Source organism: Roseomonas chloroacetimidivorans, assembly GCF_049629625.1.
Taxonomy (GTDB): domain Bacteria; phylum Pseudomonadota; class Alphaproteobacteria; order Acetobacterales; family Acetobacteraceae; genus Roseomonas; species Roseomonas chloroacetimidivorans.
This window is the reverse complement of the sequence record NZ_JBNBZS010000014.1, coordinates 71,497-84,918: the sequence shown is the minus strand read 5'-3', so window position 1 is coordinate 84,918 and position 13,422 is coordinate 71,497. Positions and strand designations below refer to the sequence as shown.

14 protein-coding genes are annotated in these 13,422 nt (G+C 68.1%); 10 read left to right on the top strand and 4 right to left on the bottom strand.

Annotation, left to right across the window (positions count from 1 at the left end):
• Positions 1-209 precede the first annotated feature (209 nt).
• Positions 210-1,091 carry an alpha/beta fold hydrolase gene (locus ACO1BU_RS12890; RefSeq protein ID WP_424136356.1) on the top strand — a complete coding sequence of 294 codons (882 nt, stop codon included), beginning with the start codon at positions 210-212 and terminating at the stop codon, positions 1,089-1,091.
• Positions 1,092-1,106: 15 nt separating this feature from the next.
• Here the strand turns inward: ACO1BU_RS12890 and ACO1BU_RS12885 are convergent, their stop codons facing one another.
• A complete protein-coding gene (locus ACO1BU_RS12885) occupies positions 1,107-2,078 on the bottom strand; it encodes a quinone oxidoreductase family protein (protein WP_424136355.1) in 972 nt (323 codons plus the stop codon).
• 167 nt (positions 2,079-2,245) lie between these two features.
• Complete coding sequence (locus ACO1BU_RS12880; protein WP_424136354.1) at positions 2,246-2,791, bottom strand: hypothetical protein; 546 nt, start codon at positions 2,789-2,791, stop codon at positions 2,246-2,248.
• A gap of 47 nt (positions 2,792-2,838) precedes the next feature.
• Here ACO1BU_RS12880 and ACO1BU_RS12875 point away from each other — a divergent pair, with 47 nt between their 5' ends.
• From ACO1BU_RS12875 to acs, 5 genes are all read left to right on the top strand, one after another.
• Entirely contained in the window at positions 2,839-3,438 is a 600-nt protein-coding gene (locus ACO1BU_RS12875) for an HdeD family acid-resistance protein (protein WP_424136353.1), read from the top strand.
• Between the two features lie 132 nt (positions 3,439-3,570).
• Complete coding sequence (locus ACO1BU_RS12870; protein WP_424136352.1) at positions 3,571-3,981, top strand: EVE domain-containing protein; 411 nt, start codon at positions 3,571-3,573, stop codon at positions 3,979-3,981.
• Positions 3,978-4,325 (top strand): Rieske (2Fe-2S) protein, encoded by a 348-nt coding sequence (locus ACO1BU_RS12865; protein WP_424136351.1) that lies wholly within the window; start codon positions 3,978-3,980, stop codon positions 4,323-4,325. Before ACO1BU_RS12870 ends, ACO1BU_RS12865 begins: the two co-directional genes overlap by 4 nt.
• A gap of 145 nt (positions 4,326-4,470) precedes the next feature.
• Entirely contained in the window at positions 4,471-4,788 is a 318-nt protein-coding gene (locus ACO1BU_RS12860) for a hypothetical protein (protein WP_424136350.1), read from the top strand.
• A gap of 198 nt (positions 4,789-4,986) precedes the next feature.
• The gene (gene acs, locus ACO1BU_RS12855) at positions 4,987-6,924 is read left to right on the top strand and encodes an acetate--CoA ligase (RefSeq protein WP_424136349.1); all 1,938 of its coding nucleotides are present in this window, start codon (positions 4,987-4,989) and stop codon (positions 6,922-6,924) included.
• 80 nt (positions 6,925-7,004) lie between these two features.
• Here acs and ACO1BU_RS12850 read toward each other — a convergent pair whose 3' ends face one another.
• Complete coding sequence (locus ACO1BU_RS12850; RefSeq protein WP_424136348.1) at positions 7,005-8,006, bottom strand: TerC family protein; 1,002 nt, start codon at positions 8,004-8,006, stop codon at positions 7,005-7,007.
• Positions 8,007-8,421: 415 nt separating this feature from the next.
• On the opposite strand from ACO1BU_RS12850, the gene ACO1BU_RS12845 reads away from it, so the two are divergent.
• The 3 genes from ACO1BU_RS12845 (at position 8,422) to ACO1BU_RS12835 (ending at position 11,538) form a co-directional block, all read left to right on the top strand.
• Positions 8,422-9,405 (top strand): tripartite tricarboxylate transporter substrate-binding protein, encoded by a 984-nt coding sequence (locus ACO1BU_RS12845; protein WP_424136347.1) that lies wholly within the window; start codon positions 8,422-8,424, stop codon positions 9,403-9,405.
• Between the two features lie 89 nt (positions 9,406-9,494).
• The gene (locus ACO1BU_RS12840) at positions 9,495-10,766 is read left to right on the top strand and encodes a flavin-dependent oxidoreductase (protein ID WP_424136346.1); all 1,272 of its coding nucleotides are present in this window, start codon (positions 9,495-9,497) and stop codon (positions 10,764-10,766) included.
• A gap of 94 nt (positions 10,767-10,860) precedes the next feature.
• Positions 10,861-11,538: an alpha/beta hydrolase gene (locus ACO1BU_RS12835; RefSeq protein ID WP_424136345.1), complete on the top strand. Its 678-nt coding sequence runs from the start codon at positions 10,861-10,863 to the stop codon at positions 11,536-11,538.
• Positions 11,539-11,607: 69 nt separating this feature from the next.
• Here ACO1BU_RS12835 and hmpA read toward each other — a convergent pair whose 3' ends face one another.
• Entirely contained in the window at positions 11,608-12,822 is a 1,215-nt protein-coding gene (gene hmpA / locus ACO1BU_RS12830; protein ID WP_424136344.1) for an NO-inducible flavohemoprotein, read from the bottom strand.
• A 77-nt stretch (positions 12,823-12,899) separates the two neighbouring features.
• Between hmpA and ACO1BU_RS12825 the strand changes: the two genes are divergently transcribed.
• Positions 12,900-13,397, top strand: a complete 498-nt coding sequence (locus ACO1BU_RS12825) for an RrF2 family transcriptional regulator (RefSeq protein WP_424136343.1) — start codon at positions 12,900-12,902, stop codon at positions 13,395-13,397.
• Positions 13,398-13,422 lie beyond the last annotated feature (25 nt).

Here is a 13,422-nt window from a genome sequence, read left to right as displayed (position 1 = left end):
CTTGGGCTTACCAAACCAAGTCTGCCTTTTCCGACACAAGCCGTATAGCGATGTGGCGATTGATCTGCAACGACACGGCTGTGAAGGTAGCCAAAGGCTGTTTGCCGTTGAGCGAGTTCAGGAGCGCTGGGCGTTCGAACAGCCTGGGGCTTTGCCCCGGCATACACCGTGACGAACATGCCCTCGCCAAACCTGACGGAGCCACACCCATGCCCCACGCGAACACCGATGATGGCGTGCAACTTTATTTCGAGGAAACCGGCTCCGGCACTCCGATCATTTTCGTTCATGAATACGCCGATGACCTGTATGGCTGGGAGGCGCAGCTCCGCCATTTCGGGCAACGCTACCGTGCCATCGCCTATAATGCGCGGGGCTACCCGCCCTCCGACGTGCCGCCGGATCCGGCCTCCTATTCCCAGGCGCGGGCGGCGGATGACATCGCTGCCGTGCTGGATCATCTGGGCATCCGGAAGGCCCATGTGGTCGGCCTTTCCATGGGTGGCTTCGCCACGCTGCATTTCGGCTTCCGCCACCCGCAGAAGGCCCTGTCGCTCACCGTCTGTGGCTGCGGCTATGGCGCGGAACCGGCGAAACGCGAGCAGTTCCGCGCCGAGGCCGATGCGATCGTCGAGACCATCCGCAGCCAGGGCATGGCCGCCTTCGCGGAGCGCTACGCCCACGGCCCCACGCGCGTGCAGTTCGAGAACAAGGACCCGCGCGGCTTTGCCGAATTCAAGAAGGCCTTCGTCGCGCATGATCCGGTGGGCGCCGCCAATACCCAGCTCGGTGTGCAGCGCGAACGTCCCTCGCTTTATGACCTCGTGGAGGACATGCGCGCGCTGCGCGTCCCGACCCTGGTGCTGACCGGCGATGAGGACTGGCCCTGCCTCCTGCCGGGCATCCTGATGAAGGAAAACATCCCGACCGCGGCGCTGGCCGTGATGCCAAATTGCGGCCATGGCATCCACCGCGAGGATCCCGACCAGTTCAACCGCATCCTCGGTGACTTCGTCACGCGGGTGGATTGCGGCCGCTGGCCCGGGCGCGACCCCCGCGCTTCCGTGAAGTCCATCACCGGCATGAAGTAGCGGCCCGCGCCCTGGTCACGGCAGCAGCACGATCTTCCCGAAATGGCGGTTGGCCCGCATATGGGCCAGCGCCTCCGCCGCTTGCTCCAGCAGGAATTCAGCAGAGATGGGCAGATGTAGCCGTCCCGCCTCCAGCGCGCCCCAGAGATCAGCGCGCATGCGCCGGTTGATTTCGCGCACCTCCTCCACGCTGCGTGTGCGGAAGGTCACGCCGACATAGGTGATGCGGCGCAGCGCATGCAGGTCGAAGTCGAAGGGCGATACCTGCCCACCCAGCCGCCCGACATTGACGATGCGCCCGAGGATGGCGGTCGCGCGCAGATTGGCGTTCATCATCGGGCCGGACACCTGGTCCACGATCAGCTGCACGCCTTCACCGCCCGTCGCCGCCAGCACGACTTCGGGCCAGGCCGGATCGCTGCTGTCCACCGCCAGATCGGCACCGAATTCTGTCAGCCGCGCCCGCCGCCCGGCATCGGTGGAGGTGCCGATCACCAGCCGCGCGCCCATCTCCTTCGCGATTTGCAGCCCCATCAGCCCGACGCCTGTGCTGGCGCCCTGGATCAGCACGGCCTGCCCCCGCTCCAGCCGCCCATTGGTCACAAGGGCGTCGTGCATGGTCTGCAGCGCGATCGGCAGCGTCGTCGCCTGCGCGAAACTCAGATTGCTGTCGGGCAGCCGCGAGACGCGCCCCCGGTCGGCCAGCGCATATTCCGCATAGCCGCCGCTGCCCGAGCACATCACGCGGTCGCCCGGCGCGACCTCCGTCACCTCAGCCCCGACCGCCTCCACCTCGCCCGCCCATTCAAGCCCCAGCACCGTGCCGGCGCCGCCCTGCGAACCATGCTGATGGCCCGCCGCCACGCCCAGATCCGCCCGGTTCAGGCTGGCCGCGCGCACGCGCACCAGCACCTCGGACGGGCCGGGGGAGGGGATCGGAACCTCCCGCAGCGCCGGCCCCTGTTCCGTCACGACGATGGCTCTCATGCCCGATTTCCTCCCCTGTTCGACAACCCGGTGCAGCTTGCACGACCCGGCCGCCTCACGTCACCAGGATGTGGGCCCTCCAGCAATCCACTCTGGCCGCATCCGACCCGCCCTGGACATGCGGCCTGCGAATTGCCCTGCTTTAGTGCAGCCGGTTCCAGCCACCCTTACCTCACCAAGGTGACGAGGAGGACGGGATGCAGGACAAGAGAGGCAGTCGCGAGCGTTCCCACACCGCCAGAGAGCAGCAGGCACGGCCCGGCGGGCAGCATGAGGAGCTTGGGCCCCCGGCCGGGCGCAAGCTCACGGATGAAAACCCCCGATCCGGGCAAACGGACCTCTCCGCCGGTATGAACGATCCGGGCTGCGATGATGCCGGCCCTCTTCGGCCCCCTTCCGCCATGGAGGCTTTCGAGCACGAGCGCGCAAAGGCCGTCGGGTATCGTGCCGCCGCTGCGGACCGGGCCGCCGCGTCGCCCACCGTCACCGCCCCGGATGGTGGCGGAGCGTCGCCCGCCGAAATAGCGGCGGCGGTCGCCGCCATGGGGGCCGGACCCAAGCGCGGGAAGAAGAAGGCCGGCCGAGCGGAGGAACAGTCCTGAACGGCGAGAGATGGACCCGCCGGTGTTCTTCCCGGCGATGGCCAGGGCCGGCCCGAGCTCCCGCACGGCGCCGGAGAGGCGCGCCGGCGCGACAACCCAGCCTGAAACCATCCTCCTCCTCCGCCGCTGCACCCGCAGCCGCGAGGGAGCCCTCCGTCATGTCCGCCACGACCGCACACACCACCCCGGCCGAGGGCCGTTTCCGGATCATTCGTGCCCTGGCCAGCGGGTGGTGGCTCCTTCTTCTGCGGGGGATCGTCTCCATCCTCTTCGGAATCTACGCCTTCCTGGCCCCGGGCCTCGGCCTGGCGGTGATCCTCGGCGTCCTGGCCGCCTGGCTGGCGCTGGATGGCGTGTTCACCCTCTGGCAGGCAATCACAGGCCGCCCGGCCATGCTGGGCATGCCGCGGTCAGGCACCGGATGGCTCTGGTTCGACGGCCTGCTCTCCCTCGTCGCGGCCGCGGTGCTGCTGATGATGCCCATCGCCTCCGCCATCGTGCTCGTCCTGCTGGTCGGCGCCTGGTCCATTGCGACGGGCATCTTCCGCATGGCTCTCGCCTGGCGCAGCGGAAGCTGGCTGATGGGCCTTTGGGGCCTGATCGGCGTGCTGGTCGGGCTCTGGCTGGTGGCCGCCCCGGGGCCAGGACTGCTGGCGTTGATCTGGGTGGTGGCCATCCAGGCCGTGGCCGGCGGCATCGTGCTGATCGGCTTGGCCTTCCGCCTGCGCCGCGTCCACCACGACCCCACCCCCGGCTGAGCGCCCCCACCCCCGTTGCGCGACCCGGCCGCCCGGCGTTTCCATGCGCCCGCGCCGGGCGGCGATTCGCCCGCAACACCAGGGGATCACCGTGCCCGCCACCCAAGCCCGCCACGCCGGAACCCGCGCGGCATGACCGCCTACTGGCTGGTGAAGAGCGAGCCCGACGCCTTCTCCTGGAACCAGCAGGTCCAGAACGGCGTCGAACCCTGGACCGGCGTGCGCAACGCCCAGGCTGCCAACAACCTCCGCGCCATGAAGCAGGGCGACCAGGCCTTTTTCTACCACTCCAATGAGGGCCGCGAGATCGTTGGCATCGTCGAGGTGGCGCGCGAGGCCTATCCCGATCCCACCGATGAGTCCGGCCGGTGGTGCTGCGTGGACATGCGAACGGTGAGGCCGGTTCCGAAACCCGTCACCCTCGCCGCCATGAAGGCCGAGCCGCGGCTGGAAGGCCTGGCCCTGATCCGCCAGTCCCGCCTCTCCGTCGTCCCCGTCTCGCCGGAACACTGGGCGCTCATCAGCGCCATGGCCGGGCTTTGACGGAAACCCGCATCCTCTGCCGGCTGGAGGAAATCCCGGATGGGGAGGCCCGCGGCTTCCCGCCCGCGCCCGGCGGCTTCCTCAGCCTCGTCGCCGTGCGGCGGGGCGAAGCCGTGCATGTCTATGTCAATTCCTGCCCCCATATCGGCATTCCCCTGGAAAGCCTGCCGGACCGCTTCCTGGATGGCGCCCGCCGCCACCTCGTCTGCACCGCCCATGGCGCGCGTTTCCGGGTGGAGGACGGCTTCTGCGTCTCCGGTCCCTGCGCCGGCGACTCCCTGGAAGCCGTGGAGGCGCGTGTGGAGGACGGGTCGGTCATCATCTCCGCCGATGCCGGACTCTGATCCCACGCGGCCGTGATCGCCTGGTCACGCTTCGAGACGATCCGCCCCGGCCCTGCCGCAATCCGGTCGCGACCCTGCCCGCTTCCAGGCGTTCTCTTGCATAGTCAAAGGGCCCAAGGCCCGCCGCAAAGAAGAGGACGCCACCATGCGAGAAGCCCTCGCCAGATTCGGTTCCCTGGGCCGAAAGGCCCTCATCCTCGGCGCGCTGATCGGCGCTCCCGCCCTGGCCACCGCCCCGGCGGCCCAGGCTGCACCCAACCAGCCCGCCATCGCCGTCGCCACGCCGGAGGTGCAATTCGTCCCCGTGCAATGGGGCCCGCCGCGCCCCCATTACCGCCCGCATCGCCACTGGCACCGGCCGCCGCCGCCCCCGCCGCGCCACTGGCACCGCCGCTACGCCTATGGCTATCCGCCGCCCCCGCCGCGCTACTACCGGCACCCGCGGCCCTACTACTACCGGTGATCCGGTGCGGCCCGAGGGAAGCTGAAAGTTCCCCCGGGCCAGATCGAACGCCGATATGCGATGTCCCGGCGCGCCAGCCTTACTGGCGTGCGGGACAAATATGAGGGGGACGGCGGGGACTCCTCACCCCGGCCTTGACGCCTCCCGGCAGGCAGCGACGATGTTCCCAGAAAGGGCCCAGCCCGGAGGACCGCCGCCATGACCGATCACACACTGATTCCCGTAAAGCCCGAGATCGCCGCCGGCAGCCATGTCGATGCCGAGCGGTTCAAGGCCATGGTCGCCCAGGCCAAGAGCGACCCGGAGGGCTTCTGGAAGCGCGAGATGAACCGCATCGCCTGGATGCGCGCACCAACGAAGATCAAGAACACGAGCTTCGAGGGCAACGTCTCCATCAAGTGGTTCGAGGACGGCGTGCTGAACATCAGCGAGTCCTGCCTCGACCGCCATGTGGAGGGTGGCCGCGGCGACCAGGTCGCCCTCATCTGGGAAGGCGACGACCCCAAGGCCGACGCCCACATCACCTATCGCCAGTTGCTGGAGCGCGTCTGCCGCCTGGCCAATGCCATGAAGCATCTGGGCGTGCGCCGTGGCGACCGGGTGACGATCTACCTGCCGATGATCGTCGAATCCGCCGTCGCCATGCTCGCCTGCGCCCGCATCGGCGCCATCCACTCCGTCGTATTCGGCGGCTTCTCGCCCGACAGCCTCGCCAGCCGCATACAGGATTGCGAGAGCACGCTGCTTATCACCGCTGATGAGGGCCGCCGTGGCGGCCGCACCGTGCCGCTGAAGGCCAATGCGGATGTGGCGCTGCAATCCTGCCCGACCATCAAGTCCGTCATCGTCGCGAAGAACACTGGCGGCAAGGTCGCCATGATGGAAGGCCGTGACCACGACTGGACTACGCTCTGCAATGCGCAGTCCGCCGAATGCCCGCCCGAGCCCATGGGCGCGGAGGACCCGCTCTTCATCCTCTACACCTCCGGCTCCACCGGAAAGCCCAAGGGCGTGCTGCACACCACCGGCGGCTATGGCGTCTGGGCCGCCTACACGCACCAGCTCGTCTTCGACTACCGCCCCGGCGAGATCTACTGGTGCACCGCCGATGTCGGCTGGGTCACCGGCCACACCTATATCGTCTACGGCCCCCTCGCGAACGGCGCGACCTCGCTGATGTTCGAGGGCGTGCCGAACTGGCCGGATTCCTCCCGCTTCTGGCAGGTGGTCGACAAGCACAAGGTCAACATCTTCTACACCGCGCCCACCGCTATCCGCGCCCTGATGCGCGAAGGGGAGGGGCCGGTGAAGAAGACCAGCCGCAAATCCCTCCGCATCCTCGGTACGGTCGGTGAGCCCATCAACCCCGAAGCCTGGCTCTGGTACTACCGCGTGGTCGGCGATGAACGCTGCCCAATCGTGGACACCTGGTGGCAGACCGAGACCGGTGGCCATCTCATCACCCCGCTTCCCGGCGCCACGCCGCTGAAGCCCGGCTCCGCCACCTTCCCGCTTCCCGGCGTCTTCCCGGCACTGGTGGATAATGATGGCAAGGTCCTGGAAGGGGCGACCGAGGGCAATCTCGTCATCACGGATTCCTGGCCCGGCCAGATGCGCACGGTCTTCCGCGACCACGAGCGCTTCGTGCAAACCTATTTCTCCACCTTCCCCGGCACCTATTTCACCGGCGACGGCGCGCGGCGTGATGAGGACGGCTACTACTGGATCACCGGCCGCGTGGACGACGTGCTGAACGTTTCCGGCCACCGCATGGGCACGGCGGAAATCGAGAGCGCGCTCGTCGCCCATCCGAAGGTGGCGGAAGCCGCCGTCGTCGGCATGCCGCATGAGATCAAGGGCCAGGGCATCTACGCCTATGTCACCCTGATCGCGGATGAGGAGCCGACCGAGGAACTCCGCAAGGAACTTGTCGCCTGGGTCCGCAAGGAGATCGGCCCCATTGCCAGCCCGGATGCCATCCAATGGGCGCCCGGCCTGCCCAAGACCCGTTCCGGCAAGATCATGCGCCGCATCCTCCGCAAGATCGCTGCGAATGAGACCGACAGCCTCGGCGACACCTCGACGCTCGCGGATCCGACGGTCGTGCAGGATCTGATCAGCAACCGCGTGGGTTAGGGGTCACGCCGCGGCACCTCCTGCGTGGGACGGCGGAAACAGAATGTGGGGCCGGGAATGTGATCCCGGCCCCCATTTTTTTACCCCCGTGGCGGCTCGGCCAGAGGAGGAACCTCATCCATGGCGGGCTCGTTGCGGGTCTTCCACAGCGACAGCGCGATGGACCCCGCGATGATCACGGAGGTCAGCGCCAGCGCGTATTCCACCGGCACCGCCTTGCCGCCGGCGAACCAGTTGGCCAGCATCTTGGCGCCGACGATCATCAGCACGATCGCAAGCCCATGCTTCAGGTATTTGAAGCGATGGATGATGCCAGCCAGCGCGAAATACATGGCACGCAGGCCCAGGATCGCGAAGACATTGGCCGTGTAGACGATGAACGGGTCCGTCGAGACCGCGAAGATCGCGGGGATGCTGTCCAGCGCGAAGAGCAGGTCCGTCAGCTCGACGAAGATGAGCACCAGGGCGAGTGGCGTTACCATCCACTTGCCCGCTTCCCGCACTGTGAAGGCATTGCCACGGAAGCCGTCCGTCACAGGCAGGCGGCGGCGCAGCCAAGCCAGCACGGGGCTTTCAGTGGGATCCTCCTCTTCCTCAGCGGAACGCAGCATCTTCCAGCCGCTCCAGATCAGGAACAGCCCGAAAAGGATCATGATCCAGTCAAATTCCCGCATCAGCGCCGTGCCGACCAGGATCATGATGCCACGCATCACCAGCGCGCCCAGGATGCCCCAGAACAGCACGCGGTGCTGATAGGCGGCCGGAACACCGAACTTCGCGAAAAGCAGGATGAAGACGAAGATGTTGTCGACCGAAAGCGACCACTCGATCACATAGCCCGTCAGGAACTCCAGGCTCCTGGCGCTGCGTTCCTCGGGCGTGACGCCGTAGCTCATCCGGAGCCAGCCGAAGAACAGCAGGGCAAGGCCGATATAGGCGGCCGATTTGACCAGCGCGGTACGCACCGGCACGGGGGCCGGGTCGCCATTCGCGTCCTTCCTGGCGAAGACGCCAAGATCGAGCAGCAGCAGCGCGAGAACGGCTGCGTTGAAGATGATCCAAAAGGATATTGAAGCTTCCACCCGGTACGGCTCCTCCGTAAGGGGGCCCGGCCGGCGGAACGCAGCACGGCTGCGTACACAGGGGAAAAACGCGCCGGGCCCGATTGCACGAGAAGTCGATCCGACATCGCGACGGCGGCGAAGTATCCGGGCACGCCGAGGCGGGCACGGAGCCGCCGGGTCGCCAGAGGGGCCCGGATCCGGGCGGGAACATGGATGAACGTCCATGTTTCTGCAAGGGGGGATCTGCGGCAGCCGCAGCGGCTTCGTAAGAACACCGGCCGATTGACAAACAGGGGCGTAGCGGCAGGCTTGATGCCAAGCAGGCGGCTCGGGATATCCCGGGAACCGCCGCACCGGGACCGTCCTCCCCGCCCGACAGTCTGGCGTGGCCGGCCCCCGGATCAGGAAACCGTCCGGAAAGGCACTCGGAACCATGCACGGCACAATCGGCCGACGCACCACGCTTGCAGCCCTCGGCGGTGCGGCGCTCGCCGCTGGCGCCAACCCCGCGACGGCACAGCCGGGGCGCACGGGGCGCGCCATCGTCGGCTTCCCGCCCGGCGGCACCGCCGATACCGTCACCCGCCTCTATGTCGAACGTCTTCGCGCCCAGGGCGCCGCGCAGATGGTGGTGGACAACCGCCCCGGCGCCGGTGGCCGCCTGGCGCTGGAGTTGCTGAAGCCCCTCGCGCCCGACGGCACCTCCTTCATCGTCACGCCGGCATCGATGATGACGATCTACCCGCACCTCTACCCGCGCACGCTGCGCTACGATCCGCTGAAGGATTTCACCCCCGTCGCGCCAATCTGCCTCTTCCCCTTTGGCCTCGCGGTCTCGGCACGCCACCCCGCGAAAACGCTCCAGGAATTCGTCGCCTGGGGCAAGACGCAACCGGCGGTGGACTGGGCCTCGCCCGTCCCCGGTTCCATGGGCCATTTCATCGGTTCGGAGCTGGCGCGCCTCTCCGGTATCACGATGAACCACGTTCCCTATCGCGGCTCCGCTCCCGCCGCCGCCGATTTGCTGGCGGGCACGTTGCACGCGGTGATGCTGCCCCTCGGCGATCTCACCGCCTTCCACCGCTCCGGCGACGCCCGGCTGCTCGCCGTGTCCTCCCCCCAGCGCCCGGCGCGCGTCGCCGAGCTGCCGACCTTCGCCGAATCCGGCTACCCCGACCTCGTGCATCAGGAATGGTATGGCGCCCTGCTGCCCGCCAATGCCGCCCCCGCGACCGTTTCCGCCCTACATCAGGCGCTCGCCACCGCCGCCGCCAGCACGGAGGTGAAGGAGACGCTGACGCGCATCGACCTTGAACCCACGATCATGGAACCCGCCGCCTTCCGGGACCGCATCGCGCGCGAAATCCAGATCTGGGGACCGATCGTCGCTGCCTCGGGCTTCAAGCCGGACGAGTAGAGGGCGGCTCCCCGGTGACGAAGCATGGGGGATGAGACCTTCCCCATCCATGCCGGCCTTGCCATCTTCGTTCCACGGAGGAAGCAACCATGCGCGTCATCATTTCCGGCGGCGGGATCGGCGGCCTGACCCTGGCCATGGCGCTGCACCAGGCCGGCATCGGCGTGGAGGTGCATGAGGCCGTCCCCATGCCCAAGCCCCTCGGCGTCGGCATCAACCTGCTGCCCCATGCCGTTCGGGAACTGACCGAACTCGGCCTGGGCGACCGCGTCCTGGCCGCCGGCGTCCCCACCCGGGAACTGCTCTACGCCACCCGCCGCGGTGAGGAGGTGTGGCGCGAGGATCGCGGCCTCGCCGCCGGCTATCGCTGGCCCCAGGTCAGCATCCATCGCGGCACGCTCTTCATGCTGCTGCTGGAAGCCGCGCAGGAACGGCTGGGCGATGCCATCCATCTGGGCTCGCGCGGCGTCGGCGCGGAATCGGATGCCGATGGCGCCACGCTGCATCTCGAAGGCGGCCGCACGGCGCGCGGCGATGTGGTCGTGGCCGCCGATGGCATCCACAGCGCCATCCGCGCCGCCTGGCACCCGTATGAAGGCGCGCCGCGCTGGAATGGCAGCCTCATGTGGCGCGCGGTCGCGGAGCATCCGGGCTATCTCACCGGCCGTACCATGGTGCAGGCGGGAACCAGCGATCTGAAATTCGTCTGCTACCCCATCCGCGAGGCCACGGCGGACCGCCCCGCCCTGGTCAACTGGATCGCCGAGCGCCGGATCGATCCCTCCACCCCCTGGGCGCGCGAGGACTGGAACCGCCCTGGCCACATCGAGGACTTCCTGCCCTTCTTCGCCGCCTGGGAATGGCCCTGGCTTTCCGTTCCTTCCCTGATCCGCGCCGCCCCGGCGGTCTGGGAATTCCCGATGGTGGACCGCGATCCGCTGCCGAGTTGGACCCATGGCCGGGTCACGCTGCTCGGCGATGCCGCGCATCCGATGTACCCCATCGGCTCTAACGGTGCCTCCCAGGCCATCCTCGACGCCCGCACCCTGGCCTTCCACCTCGCGACGGAAGGCGAGGCCCTGGCCGGGCTGCGCGCCTATGAGGAGGCCCGCCGCCCCGCCACCTCCGCGCTGGTGCAGGCCGCACGCGGCCAGGGCCCGGATCGCGTGCTGGACTTGGCGGAGGAACGGGCGCCCCAAGGCTTCGAGGCCGTCGGCGGGCGCGAGGCCGTGCTGCCCATGGCCGAGCTGGAGGAAATCGCGCGCAGCTACAAGCGCGCCGCGGGCTTCGATCCCGTGCTGCTGAACGCCCGCCCGAGCCTGTCGGCGCGTCTGGGTTCCTCGGCGGTCGCGGGCTCCTGAGTCAGGACGCGCACCAGACCACCGCTCCGCTCCCCGGCCGCGCATAAGCACGGGGGCCGATTGCACCGGCAACACCAAAGGGAAACGTCACGGCATGGCCACCTACCTCATCTGCCACGGTGCCTGGTCCGCCGCCTGGGCCTGGAAAAAGGTGCGCCCGCTGCTCCGCGCCGCAGGCCATGAGGTCCTCACCCCAACCTATACCGGCCTCGGCGAGCGCGCCCATCTCGCCCATCCCATGGTCGATCTCGAAACCCATATCCAGGACATCCTGGCCGTGATCGACTGCGAGGACCTGCGCGACTTCATCCTCGTGGGCCACAGCTATGGCGGCATGGTCGCCACCGGCGTCGCGGACCGCCTGCCCGACCGGGTGCGCCATCTCGTCTATGTCGATGCCTTCGTTCCCAATGATGGGCAATCGCTCAACGATCTCACCGGCCGCAAGCCGGAGACCGTTGAGGGCTGGCTGATGCCGCCCAATCCCTCGCCGCCCGACACCTCGCCCGAGGACATGGCCTGGATCACGCCGCGCCGCCGCTATCAGCCCGCGCGCTGCTTCAGCCAGAAGCTTCGCCTGTCCCTGGCGGCGCCGTCCTTCCCGCGCAGCTACATTCACTGCACGCGGAAGAATGGTCCCGATAACTTCCGGCAATTTGCTGATCGCTTCCGGGACGATCCGGCCTGGCATTTCCACGCCATGGATGCCAGCCACAGCCCGAATGTCACCGCACCGGAGGCCCTGGCGGCGCTCCTGCTCGCCACCGCCTGAACCGCGCCGGCCAGGGCCGCCCCGCAAGGCCGTGAACGGCCCGGCGAGGCGCCCCTGCGAGTCCGGTATTCAGGCAGCCAGCAATTCGTCCGCCGGACCGAAGAACTCGTAATGGATCCGCGCCGGCGGAGTGCCCAGTGCCACGAGCCCGGCCGTGAAGGCCCGCAGGAACTCGCGCGGGCCGCACAGGTAATAATCCGCCTCCGCGATCGGGGTGTTGGCGCGTAGCCAGTCCAGGGTGATCCGGCCGGCCAGATCGTAGTCCTGGCCCTTCCGGTCCTCCGGGCGCGGGCACTCGTGGAAGGTGGTCACGGTGATCCGGCCAGCCGAGGCGGCGGCCAGGGCCCGGGCCTCGGCGCCCAGGGCATGGGTGGCGCCAGATAGCGTGCCATGAACGAAATGCACGGGCACCTCCGGCCGCATCTGCGCCGCAGCCTGCATCATGCTCATCAGTGGCGTCTGGCCCACACCGCCGCTGAGCAGCACGACCGGCCTCTCGGGGTGGCCGGGCAGGAAGAATTCGCCGGCAGGGGCGGCCACCCTCAGGCGCGCCCCGGGCCGCACCGTGTCATGCAGCCAGTTCGAGGCGATACCCTGTGGCTCACGCTTCACCGTGATTCGGTAATAGGCGTCGCTGGGCGCGGAGGAGACGCTGTAGTTCCGCTTCAGGGGCGGGCGGTCCGGGATCTCCAGCCAGAAGGTCAGGTACTGGCCGGGCTGATGCCGCAGTACCGTGCCGCCATCAGCGGGAACCAGGGTGAGGGAGGTGATGATCTCACTCTCCTTCGTCCTCTCCATCACGATGAAGTCGCGCCAGCCGCTCCAGCCGCCCGGCGCGGCGGCGTGCTCGTCATAGATTTGCTTCTCGCGCCCGATGAGCAGGTCGGCGAGGAACCAGTACGCCTCGCCCCAGGCCGCCAGGATCTCAGGCGTCGCCGCCTCGCCCAGCACATCCCTGATGGCGCCGAGCAGGGCCTCGGCCACATGGGGATAGTGTTCGGGCAGGATGTTCAGCCCGACATGCTTCTGCGCGATCCGCTCCACAGCGCTGGTAAGCACGCCGAGATTGTCGATGTTCTGCGCATAGGCCAGCACGGCAACCGCCAGGGCCTTGGGCTGGGAACCGGTCTCCCCGTGATGAGACTGGTTGAACAGGTTCTGGATGGCCTGGTTCTCGAACATCCGCTCATACATGCGGCGCGTAATGGCGAGGCTATGGGCCTCTAGGGCCGGGACCGTGGCCTTCACCACCGAGATGGTCTGGGCGCTGAGCTGGCGGGGCATCTTCGCCTCATAAGATATATGAACGATGCACCTTATGCGCGTCTGGCGAAAAGGTGTAAAGATGCTACATCTTATGGATGCGACTGACGCTCTACACGGACTACGCCCTGCGGTCCTTGATCTATCTCGGCCTGCGGCCGGACCGGCGCGTCTCAATCCGGGAAATCGCGACGGCACACCGCATCTCGGAAAACCATCTGGTGAAGGTGGTGCATCAGCTCGGCCGTGGTGGCTTCGTCGAGACCACGAGGGGCAAGGGGGGCGGCCTGCGTCTTGCCCGGCCGCCCGGTGAAATCCGCATCGGCGACGTCGTGCGTTTCACTGAGGAGGACATGGCCCTGGTCGCCTGCTTCCAACCCTTGGCGGAGGGCGGCGGCTGCGCGCTGATCAATGTCTGCCGGCTTCAGTCTCTGCTGGGGGAGGCGCTGGCCGCCTTCATGGCCGTGCTGGACAGCCGGACCCTGGCGGATCTGCTAACCGGACCGAACCGGGACGCCATGGCGGGGCGGCTCGGGCTTGGCCCGGCCGGAAGCGAGCAACAGGGCATGGGCGCCAGCGAGGCCGCCATCGTATGATCCGTGATTGGTTGGGGGCCTTTCT

What these genes read in the sequence shown, in the direction of transcription:
- ACO1BU_RS12845 (WP_424136347.1), top strand. Translation starts at nt 8,422, where the DNA reads ATGCACGGCACAATCGGCCGACGCACCACGCTTGCAGCCCTCGGCGGT.
- ACO1BU_RS12885 (WP_424136355.1), bottom strand. Translation starts at nt 2,078, where the DNA reads ATGAGAGCCATCGTCGTGACGGAACAGGGGCCGGCGCTGCGGGAGGTT.
- ACO1BU_RS12875 (WP_424136353.1), top strand. Translation starts at nt 2,839, where the DNA reads ATGTCCGCCACGACCGCACACACCACCCCGGCCGAGGGCCGTTTCCGG.
- acs (WP_424136349.1), top strand. Translation starts at nt 4,987, where the DNA reads ATGACCGATCACACACTGATTCCCGTAAAGCCCGAGATCGCCGCCGGC.
- ACO1BU_RS12825 (WP_424136343.1), top strand. Translation starts at nt 12,900, where the DNA reads ATGCGACTGACGCTCTACACGGACTACGCCCTGCGGTCCTTGATCTAT.
- ACO1BU_RS12880 (WP_424136354.1), bottom strand. Translation starts at nt 2,791, where the DNA reads ATGGTTTCAGGCTGGGTTGTCGCGCCGGCGCGCCTCTCCGGCGCCGTG.
- ACO1BU_RS12835 (WP_424136345.1), top strand. Translation starts at nt 10,861, where the DNA reads ATGGCCACCTACCTCATCTGCCACGGTGCCTGGTCCGCCGCCTGGGCC.
- ACO1BU_RS12840 (WP_424136346.1), top strand. Translation starts at nt 9,495, where the DNA reads ATGCGCGTCATCATTTCCGGCGGCGGGATCGGCGGCCTGACCCTGGCC.
- hmpA (WP_424136344.1), bottom strand. Translation starts at nt 12,822, where the DNA reads ATGCCCCGCCAGCTCAGCGCCCAGACCATCTCGGTGGTGAAGGCCACG.
- ACO1BU_RS12890 (WP_424136356.1), top strand. Translation starts at nt 210, where the DNA reads ATGCCCCACGCGAACACCGATGATGGCGTGCAACTTTATTTCGAGGAA.
- ACO1BU_RS12870 (WP_424136352.1), top strand. Translation starts at nt 3,571, where the DNA reads ATGACCGCCTACTGGCTGGTGAAGAGCGAGCCCGACGCCTTCTCCTGG.
- ACO1BU_RS12860 (WP_424136350.1), top strand. Translation starts at nt 4,471, where the DNA reads ATGCGAGAAGCCCTCGCCAGATTCGGTTCCCTGGGCCGAAAGGCCCTC.